Raw genomic sequence first — 10420 nt, 5'->3', positions numbered from 1 at the left:
GGCCAAACTCCGCGCCAACCTCGGCGCAGCCCCCCTCTCCGACGCAGAGGCAGCCAACAAGATCGGCTAACAAAGCCACTTCCAGCTGAAAGAACCCCGCCACGGCACCCACACTGCCGCGGCGGGGTTCTTTGCTTTCTGCATGGTTGTCCACATAGCCTGCGCTGTCCACATAGCCCGCGGCGGGGGTGGGCAGCGGTGGGCACCGTCCCTAGTCTTCAATCATGAACACATTTGACGGCATTCCCGCTGCTGCCGCGGAATTCTACGAGGAGCTGGAACAGAACAACACCAGGGAATGGTGGCACGCCCATGAGGAGGTGTACGCAGAGTCCGTCAAGGAGCCGCTCACCGCGCTCCTGGCCCGGCTTGAGCCCCGGTTCGGGCCGGGCAAAATCTTCCGCCCGCACCGGGACGTCCGATTCTCTCAGGACAAGTCCCCGTACAAGACGGCCCAGGGGGCGTTCGCGTTGTACCAGGAAGGCGTCGGCTACTACCTGCAGCTCAGCGCTGACGGCCTGCTCGTGGGCGGGGGCTACCATTCCCACTCCCCCGCCCAGCTGGCGCGGTACCGTAATGCCGTGGACGCCGCCGGCACGGGGGAACAGCTGCAGCATATCGTCGATTCCATAGCCGGGGCCGGGTTCCGCATCGAGGGAGAGAAGCTCAAGACCGTCCCCCGGGGTTACGCCCGGGACCATCCCCGCGGGGAGCTCCTGAAACACAAGTCGCTCGCCGCGAGCGTGGCTCTGGGCCAGCCTGAATGGCTTCCATCACCGGCGGCGGAGGCCGAGATCGCCCGGCTGTGGGAGCAGCTGCGGCCGCTGGTGGACTGGGTGGGACGGCACGCCGCGCCCTAGGACATGCTCCCAATAGCGCGCTGCACACGGCACGGCGATTCCAGCGTCGCGGTGAGCGGTGCGTTCTGCCGCACTTGAACGCTGCAGCGCAGCGCTATGCCGGCCGCCCAACGCCAGTCCAGCAGCGGGTCAGACCTTCGTGAGGGCGTCCTCGTCGTCCAGGTCCTCATCCGAGCTCCGGGCCGGGCCGCCGTTCACGGCGGCCTTCGCTCCGGCGAACTTTTCGTTGAGCCGGGAGTGGCGCTGGCCGTAGGCAAAGTAAATGCCCAGGCCCACCGCGAGCCAGATGGCGAAGAAGATCCACGTCTCCACGGCCAGGTTGGTCATGAGGTACAGGCACAGTACCGCAGACAGGATCGGCAGGACTTTGCCGAACGGCACACGGAACGCAGGCTTGAGGTCCGGCCGCTTCTTGCGCAGCACCAGGATCCCCAGGCTGACCATCACGAATGCGGAGAGCGTGCCGATGTTGATCATTTCCTCGAGCAGATCAACGTTCGTCAGGCCTGCCACGAGGGCCACCGCGGCGCCGCAGATGATCTGGAGCCGTGCCGGCGTCGAACGCTTCTCGCTGGTCTTGGACAGGGACCGCGGCAGCAGCCCGTCGCGGCTCATGGCCAGGACCACGCGGGAGAGGCCCATCAGCAGCACCATGATCACCGTGGTCAGGCCCACCAGGGAGCCGAACGCGATGATCTTGGCGGCATCGGTGTTCCCGACGGCCTCGAAGGCGGTGGTGAGCGTCGGGTTCTCGACCTCGGCCAGCTGCTTGTAGGAGACCATTCCCGTGAGGGCGAGGGACACCAGGATGTACAGCAGCGTGACGAGGGCAAGGCCGCCGAAGATGCCGCGCGGCAGGGTCTTTTGCGGGTTCTTGACCTCTTCCGCGGAGGTCGCCACGACGTCAAAGCCGATGAACGCGAAGAACACCAGTGCTGCGCCGGCGAAGATGCCCAGCGTTCCGTACTGGGCGGGGGCGGCACCGGTGAGGAAGCCGAAGAAGGACTGCTTCATGACATCCGCTGCCCCGGTGCCCGCAGTGGGCTCAGAGGCCGGAACGAACGGGGCGTAGTTGGAGAATTTGACGTAGCTGAAGCCCACAACGATCACGAAGATGACGACGCCGATCTTGATCAGCGTGAAGATGTTGCCCACCCGGGCGGACAGTTTCGTTCCCAGCACCAGCAGTACGGTGAAGACGGCGACGATGAGGAACGCGCCCCAGTACAGGTCCACGCCGCCGAGCGAGACAGCGGGCGGGATCTCCACGCCCATGAGCGCGAAGACCTTGCTGAGGTAGATGCCCCAGTATTTGGCAATCACGGCAGCAGCGGTGAACAGCTCAAGGATCAGGTTCCAGCCGATGACCCAGGCAAGAACTTCGCCCATGGTGGCGTACGTGAATACGTAGGCGGAGCCGGCCACGGGGATGGCGGTGGCGAACTCGGCGTAGCACATGATCGCCAGGGCGCAGGTGATGGCAGCCACCGCAAAGGAGACAGTGACCGCGGGGCCGGCGAAGTTGGCTGCGGCCTTGGCACCCACGGAGAAGATGCCCGCGCCCACTGCTACGGCGACGCCCATGATCATGAGGTCCCACGTGCTCAATGAACGCTTCAGCTGGCGTCCGGGCTCATCGGCGTCAGCCATTGACTGCTCGATGGATTTGGTCCGGAAAAGATTCATAGGAAGTCCACAATCCTGATCGGGGTTGGAAACAGACCTAGCAATACTAGAGTCCAGCCAATGGACGGCTGCATTTGTCCCAAATACTGAGACCGGGATGGTGTTCGACGGCACAAAACCACGCCCGGACCTCCCCCGCGCTGCGGCTGCGCGGTGTAGTGGAAGGTCCGGACGTGGTGGTTTGGGCCAGTATCAGCACTGAAGGCTGACACTGGGGTGGAGCAGCCTCCCGGGCCCTTCCGGGTCCGGGAGGCAGCTGGGAAACGGACTAGCTGATGGCGTTCATGATGTTCCAGCCCGTGCCGGCCGAGACCCTCGTCGGGAAGAGTCCGGCACCGTTGCCCAGATAGGTCCAGAGCGTGCCGCCCGAGTCCCTGGCGACCAGGTCAGCCATGCCGTCACCGTTAAGGTCACCGGCACCGCTGATGGCCGTCATGGTGTTCCATCCGGCGCCTGCGCGGATCCGGTTCGGGAAGGTTCCGGCACCGCTGCCCAGATAGGACCACAGCACGCCGCTCGTGTCCCTGGCCAGCAGGTCAGCCCTGCCGTCACCGTTCAGGTCGCGGGAGGAACTGATGGCATTCATGCCGCCCCAGCCGCCGCCCACGCGGATCCGGTTCGGGAAGATTCCGGCACCGTTGCCCAGGTAGGACCACAGCACACCGCTCCTGTCCCTGGCGATCAGGTCCGCCCTGCCGTCACCGTTCACGTCACCGGAGGCGCTGATGGCATTCATGACATTCCAGCCGCCGCCGACCCGGATCCGGTTCGGGAACGTTCCGGAGCCGTTGCCCAGGTAGGACCACAGCACACCGCCCGAATCCCTGGCCAGCAGGTCAGCCCTGCCGTCACCGTTCACGTCACCGGAGGCGCTGATGGCATTCATGACGTTCCAGCCGCCGCCAACCCGGACCCTCGTCGGGAATGCGCCCGATGCATTGCCCATGTACGTCCAGAGCACTCCGCTCGAGTCCCTGGCCAGCAGGTCCGCGTTTCCGTCACCGTTGAAGTCACGCAACGCGGTCAGGATGCCCACAACGTTGGCTGCCGTTACCGCCGCCGAGGTCTGGGATGCCGTGGCGTACCCGTCCTTCGACCCGGTGACCGTGACGGTGATTGCCTTGCCTGCATCGCCGGCCCTCAGGGTGTATGTGGCCGCCGTGGCTCCGCCGATGGCAGTGCCGTCCGCGAACCACTGGTAGCTGAACGTGACCGGCGCCGGTCCCCAGACTCCGGTGTTGGCCCTCAGCAGGCCTCCGACTACAGAGGCTCCCGTAATGCTCGGGACTGCAGTCACCAGCACCGGTACGACCGGAGTGACCGCGTTGGATACTGCAGCCGTGCTGGAACCGTGGATGTTCGTCGCCGTGACCTCGAAGCGAACCTGGACTCCGTTGGTCAGACCGGTAACAACCAGGCTGGTGGCATCGCCTGGTGCTGTGCGAAGTTCACCCACCTGCTCCCCGGTAGCCACATTGACAACCCTGATGGAGAACTCGTCCGTGATCCCGCCGGCCACAGCAGCCTCGAAGTTCACGGTGGCCGAAGCGTTCCCGGTCACTGCGGTCACTCCGGTCGGTGCGCTGGGCGCGATCGAGTCGGCGAAGATCAGCGTTTCGATGTTCCGGAGGGTGTCCGTTCCATCGGGGCCGCCGTTGTTGTGGGTCACCGTGGTCACCCCGGTCTCTTCGTTGACGTCGACGGTGTAGTTCGCCTCGATGTCGGAGAACACTGCCTTGTCGGTGCCACCGCCGGTGGAGAGGATTTCCCGCACCACCTCGATGTTGCCCGGGTCGACCTTGCCGGCGAACACGTCCGCCTGGAGAGTTGCTCCGGTCAGGGCATCGGCCTCGTTCCTCAGGTACTGCGTGGTCATGCCCGTGGCACTGCCGATCACTTCGCCGGAGTCGTTCTTGACGCTGAGCCGGACGTTCAGGTAACGGTCACCGTCGATGATGTCGTTGCCTCCACGGCCTTCGATAATGTCGTTGCCGCCGCCGCCGAGGAGGATGTTGCCTTCACCCCAGACGTGGGTACCCTCCAGGATAGGGCAGTCATTGGAAGCAGAACCGGCGACTACGTCCGCCAGCGGGGTCGGCAGGGTCTGAATCAGGTCACCGAGTCCGGCAATCCGGTCGACGCCGTTCTGGTCAAGGACGTCACAACCGATAAAGCCTTCGCCACCCACCTCGCTTGGAATCAAATCGTCACCGCGGAGTTTGTCATCGAAGGGGCCTCCGGAGAGGGCTTCGACTTCGTTGTAGCGGTCGCGCACACCCGTCTGGAGGATGTCAAGCGGCAGGATCTGCAGATCCAGGTCGGCATCCTGCGGCTGCGGATCGGCAATGCCGATCTCCCAGTCATAGCCCGAGCCGCCGGCAACCTTCTCGATCCCGGGGCCTGCGAGGCCGATGTCGTCGCCGCCTTCCATGTCGTAGTCATCGTCGCCGCCCTGGCCGGCCAGGACGTCGTGGCCCGGCTTCTGCGAATCGTCCAGGAAGAACAGGTTGCTGGAGTCACCAATCAGGAGATCGGGCTCGTCGCCGCCCTCCATCCAGTCACTGCCGCCGTCGCCGAAGACCACGTCTTCGCCCTGGCCGGCGATCGCGAAGTCATCGCCTTCACCGGAGAAGGTTTCGTTGAAGTTGGCTCCGCCGTTGGTGAAGTCCTTGCCGTCGCCGGCCATGATGATGTCAAGGCCTGGGCCTGCATCGATGGCGTCGTTGCCCGGCCCACCCTTGTGGACGTCGTCACCGGCGATATCGGTGATGATGTCGTTGCCTTCGCCGCCAAGTGCGACGTCGGCCCCGTCACCGCCCTCGATGATGTCGTTGCCTTCGCCGCCCCAGAACGTGTCGTTGTCGTTGCCGCCGTAGACGCGGTCAGGGTTGGCGGTTCCGTTGAAGACGCTCTGGCCGTTGATGCCGGAGGGGTCCACGGTGTTGGTCATCCGGTACTTGATGGTGCCGTCAGCCATGCGGATCAGAACCTTGGTTTCGTTGCACTCCGAGGCCGTGTCGTCAGCGACGGTGTTGCCGAATGTGGTGAAACCGTCACGGGTGCCGGCAAGGTTCTTCAGCTCGAACTTGCAGTCGGCCGTTGCAAAGGCATCTGCCTTCAGGGCCTGCGCGTTGGTGTTGCGCATCATGAGTTCGGCGAACGAGTTGCCTTCCAGCTGTGCCCGCAGGTTCATGCCGGGCGTGCGGGCCAGGTAGTAGAACCGGTCGCCGTTCTGCAGCTCCGTGAGCTGCTGCTCGAAGACGTGGTTGAACGTGCTGCCCAGCAGGCCACCGAACATGTTGGTGCGTTCCGCGAGGCCACCGACCCACAGTTCGACGTCGTCGAGGCCGGTCCGGGAGTGTCCGTTCTGGTCTGACCAGGTATCGCCGTCGCTGTTCATGAACGCCGCGGCGTCCGCCGGAGGAACATCGCCGGCGAGGGTGTCCGGGTTGACGATGGCACGGGCAGCGTCGCGGCGGGACTTCAGTGAAGCCGGTTTGTCATCGTCGTTGTCCAGTACCTTGTCCGGCCCAACATCCTTGAGGATCGTGGGGTGCTTGCCGTAGGCCGCCACGAAGTTGATCAGCGACTCAGGGTGCTTGAGGTTCTCGCCGAAGTCGATCCAGTTCGTGTAGGGCTTGAGCTGGCCGTCATTGGTCTCAGCGTGGAGGTCCTTGCGGAATTCGTTGAGCGTCGGGACGCCCTCAGACCTGGCCCTCGTCATGTTGATCGCGGCAAGGTCAAGGGGAAGTCCCAGCAGGTTGTTCCGGAGCGTGTCCGTGACGAATTCGTCCAGTTCGTTGCCGGCCTGGTCGGACATGCCCATGATGATGCTGCCCGCGGCCTGTTCCGACGTCAGCTCACCCTCGGTTCCGCCGTCAGTGTAAGCAGGCGGGTTGAGGAATCCTTCGAGCAATGAGATGTCGTTTTCGGAGCCGCGGATGTCATCGGACGTTCCGTACGTGGCGTCGGGGCCGGGCTTGTCTTCGTTCCGGCGCGAGATGGTCTCGGTCAGCATGGAGTGGCCGAACCGGTAGACGGCGTGGGCGAATTCAGCCTTGATGGCCGGGTTGATTTCCGTCTGCGTGAAGGCAAACGGCTGGAACGGGTTGATCAGAGGCTGGATCTTGCGCGCGAACTCTTCGAAGACCAGGTGCTGGTACTCCATCTCGGTCACGAAGCGGGCCGCTTGGAAGAGACGCTCGCCGTAGTTGAACGTCGCGTCGCCCACAGCCTGGTAGTCGCCCAGCAGCGCGGCATTCTCCGGCTTGGCCAGCGTGGTCTTGATGTCGTCCACCAGGCGGTCGTGCTCGGAGTGGAACACCTGGTGAATGGCGGTCAGGCCGATGTTCTCGTTGACGCGGCCGTCACCGGCGATGAAGTGCGCATCGAGCATCTCATCGTCGTAGGTGCCGGGTGCCTGGCTGGCGAAATCGGCAGAGGCGGTGGTGTCCGCGTCCTTGGTCGGAGCCACGGGCGGAGTCCCGGGGTTGTGGTCATGGTCCTTCTTTGACGGGTCCGCGTTGTGCGCGATGTCCGTCAGGAACGGGGTGTGGAAGTAGTGCACATCGGCAGGAACCAGCGTTCCCGTTCCGCCGTTGTCAGCGGGGTTGGCTTCAACCTCGCCGCTGGCGGTCATGAACACGGGAAGGCCGCGTTCCGGTCCGGGGACGAAGTTGCCGTACAGGTCAGACTTGATCATCGGGACGTTGAGGACATCCTTGTCCTCAAGCCGGATGCCGAGCTTCTCGAAGGCCTGCACCTTGGTGGTTGCCCAGGTGGCCATGCCTCCTGCGGTCGGTCCGGCGGGGCCGCCGAGCAGCTTGCCGGTGGCTACGGGGCGGCCGGCGTCGTCTGTCACGTACTCGCGGAGGAACACCTGGTGCGAGGGGTGGGAGGTGTAGGTCTGGCTCTGGTCCACCCACGGGGAGTCGGTGTTGAGTGCGTCCTGGACATCGTCGGCACTTTCGTCCACATCAGCTGTGGCAGGGTCGTCACCGAGGATGCCGTCCTCACCCGGCTGGTTCAGGCCGCGGGTCAGGGCCATGAAACGCAGGTGCACGGGGAGGTCGTCACCTTCAACAACGTCCGGTGTTGCGGGATTGTCCACGCCCTCAACTGCGGGAGTCGCGGGATCGTCGTCGAACACGTGGTTGGCGCCGGCGATCAGCGGGTCATCTGCCTTGAGGGGAACATAGACGTTTCCGCCGCCCTTCACCGTCTGGTCGATGCCGTGGTCGAAGAACTGGCCGAAGAGAGTGAAGAGGGAGTTGTAGGGCGGGGACAGCCCCACGTCCGTGGTCACGTTGGGGATGAAGAGCGTGCTATAGGACGGAACGCAGTCCACGGGGTCAGCCGCAACCGGCGGATCAGCCAGCGGATCCGGGTCGGTGGTGCAGGGCGTGACGCCTTCATTGCCCTGGGTACGCACGGGATTGCCGGCAGCGGAAACAGCTGCCGGATTCGTGGACGTCTGGTCCACGACCAGGTTGCTGATGACGCGTGGGTGCGAGTCGAAAACGCTGCCCTTCTTTTGGGAGTACGTGGTGGCCACGGGAGGACCGAAGGCCGCGTTTTCCGCGTCCTTGAAGGTTGCGGCACCCAAACGCGGGAACACCTGGTCGGCCGCGCCGAAGTTGTCCTGTCCGGGCTCGAGGTGGTTGCAGCTGCCGTCCACCGTCCGCAGTCCGAGGGAGAGCATCGGGCTGGCGAGCTGGTTTTTCAGCGCGCCACAGGGGCCTGTCTCGGCCGTTGTGTCGGCCACGTGCTTTTCGGCGATCTTGATCTGCTGCAGGATGAACGACAGGTCTGAAGGGGTGACATTGAACCCTGCCCCTACTGGCCCCTGCACCGCGTTGGCTGCCACCACGGGCAGTCCCATGGCCACGGGCATCGCCAGGGTGGTTGCTGCCGCAATCAGCCGGAAGGAGACCGGCCGTTTGTTTCGCTTGCTGCGTCGTAGACGCCGATTTGTTGGTGGATCGGTGGGTGCTTCGGATCGGGTTTGATCCGCGCCCCCGTCTGACTTCAAGGCTGAGAGTTTCATGGCACACCTGCCGCTAGGAGGGATGGAACACTGACATGGTGTTCTGCCCCACTCCTAAAAACCTTGGAGTAAATACGTACTTCAGATACGAGGAAAACGGCTCCCTTCGAAAGAGCCACCCAGTATTGGGGGTTCCCAATCGCAGGATTAACGTGCAAAGCCGGGCCGGTCCGCTGTCTTGCGGGGCCCGGGCCCGGGCGTCACGTTATAGGTTTTTTTGTAACAAGCCGGACCGGGAGTGTCAGGCGCGGGAAATCTCGATCATTTCCTCGCGCGGCACTACTTTGATGCGTTCACGCACGACGCCGTCAGCCGCCTCTGATTCGGACCACGCCGCTCCGAGGGCTGCTTCGTGCGCGTTCAGCCGGTTCCAGCCCTCCCACGTGGTGTATTCGATGCCGCGTTCCTCGAGCAGGTCGATGATCGCCTGCGGATCCGGGTTTTCCGCGGGCGGCAGCGTCAGCCGGTCCTCGAGGAGGAAGCCGATGGTTTCCAGGGCGTCGCCCTTGGTGTGCCCGATCAGGCCGACAGGCCCGCGCTTGATCCAGCCCGTGGCGTAGATGCCGGGGACGGGCTTCCCCTCGGCGTCGAGCACGCGGCCGCCCTCGTTGGGGATCACCCCTCGCCTGGCGTCGTATTCCAGTTCGTCGAGCGGGGAGCCGTGGTAGCCGATGGCGCGGTAGACGGCCTGCACCGGGTAGTCGATGAACTCCCCCGTGCCCTTAACGTTTCCGGTGCCATCCAGCTGCATGCGCTCGAACTTGATGCCGGCAACCTTGCCGGACCCGCCGTCGTCGCTGTCGCTTCCATATATCTCCACCGGGCTGTGCAGGAAATGCAGGTGCAGGCGGCGGGAGGACGGCTCTTCAGCCTCGGCGTGCTCTTCCACCAGCCAGTTGGTCATGGTGTTCACCATGGTCTTGGTCTGGTTGTTGGTGCGGATGGCCTCGTCCGAGGCCTCATCGAACTCAAAGTCCTCCGGGTACAGCACAATGTCCACGTCGCGGGCATGGCTGAGTTCGCGGAGCTCCAGGGGTGTGAACTTGACCTGCGCCGGCCCGCGGCGGCCAAACACGTGCACATCGGTGACCGGCGAATTCTTCAGGCCCTGGTAAACGTTGTCCGGAATCTCGGTGACGAGGAGCTCATCGGCGTGCTTGACCAGCATCCGCGCCACGTCCAAAGCCACGTTGCCGTTGCCGATCACGGCGATTTCCTTGGCGTCCAGCGGCCACTCGCGCGGGACGTCGGGGTGACCGTCATACCAGGACACGAAGTCCGCGGCGCCGAAGGAGCCCTCCAGATCGATGCCCGGGATGTCCAGGTCGGCGTCCTTGATGGCACCGGTGGAGAAGATCACGGCATCGTAGAAGGCCCGGAAATCGTGCAGGGTGAGGTCCCGGCCGTAGGTGACGTTGCCGAGGAACCGGATGTCGCCGCGGTCCAGGACCTTGTGCAGGGCGTTGACGATGCCCTTGATGCGGGGATGATCCGGAGCAACGCCGTAACGGATCAGGCCGTAGGGTGCAGGGTAGGCCTCGAAAAGATCGATGCTGACCTCCAGGTCCCCGCCCTTCACCTCGTTGGATTTGGTCAGGATGTCCGCAGCGTAGACACCGGCGGGTCCGGCTCCGACAATGGCGACGCGGAGCGGCCTCTGGGAGGTGGATTCAGCTGAGTTGGACACCGGAAGCCCTTCTGGAACGGGAAATTGCGCGTGTCATCCTGCGCGCAGTTTTCAATTCTAATTGTCCTCATGTTCCTGCGCTGAACCGTGACGCAGCGGGTCAGCGACAGCGGGCCCGTGATGCAGCGGGGCCAGCCGCCC

The 10420-nt window shown here is 64.3% G+C and carries 4 protein-coding genes; 1 reads left to right on the top strand and 3 read right to left on the bottom strand.

The features are described from left to right. Positions 1 to 224 precede the first annotated feature (224 nt). Positions 225 to 860 (top strand): DUF2461 domain-containing protein, encoded by a 636-nt coding sequence (locus AC6CH3_RS16475; RefSeq protein WP_498133440.1) that lies wholly within the window; start codon positions 225 to 227, stop codon positions 858 to 860. A gap of 129 nt (positions 861 to 989) precedes the next feature. Here AC6CH3_RS16475 and AC6CH3_RS16470 read toward each other — a convergent pair whose 3' ends face one another. From AC6CH3_RS16470 to AC6CH3_RS16460, 3 genes are all read right to left on the bottom strand, one after another. Beyond that, positions 990 to 2546 (bottom strand): APC family permease, encoded by a 1557-nt coding sequence (locus tag AC6CH3_RS16470; RefSeq protein WP_498133439.1) that lies wholly within the window; start codon positions 2544 to 2546, stop codon positions 990 to 992. Positions 2547 to 2814: 268 nt separating this feature from the next. After that, on the bottom strand, positions 2815 to 8592 hold the full coding sequence (locus tag AC6CH3_RS16465) for a peroxidase family protein (protein WP_498133438.1): 5778 nt from the start codon (positions 8590 to 8592) through the stop codon (positions 2815 to 2817). A gap of 241 nt (positions 8593 to 8833) precedes the next feature. Continuing rightward, positions 8834 to 10279, bottom strand: a complete 1446-nt coding sequence (locus AC6CH3_RS16460; RefSeq protein ID WP_498133437.1) for an FAD-dependent oxidoreductase — start codon at positions 10277 to 10279, stop codon at positions 8834 to 8836. Positions 10280 to 10420: the final 141 nt, after the last annotated feature.

This window comes from Arthrobacter sp. GQ119, assembly GCF_059759125.1.
This window is presented reverse-complemented; position numbering and strand designations above follow the sequence as displayed.

Bases quoted from the DNA above. Each gene is read 5' to 3' on its own strand.
- AC6CH3_RS16475 (WP_498133440.1), top strand. From the start codon at position 225: ATGAACACATTTGACGGCATTCCCGCTGCTGCCGCGGAATTCTACGAG.
- AC6CH3_RS16470 (WP_498133439.1), bottom strand. From the start codon at position 2,546: ATGAATCTTTTCCGGACCAAATCCATCGAGCAGTCAATGGCTGACGCC.
- AC6CH3_RS16465 (WP_498133438.1), bottom strand. From the start codon at position 8,592: ATGAAACTCTCAGCCTTGAAGTCAGACGGGGGCGCGGATCAAACCCGA.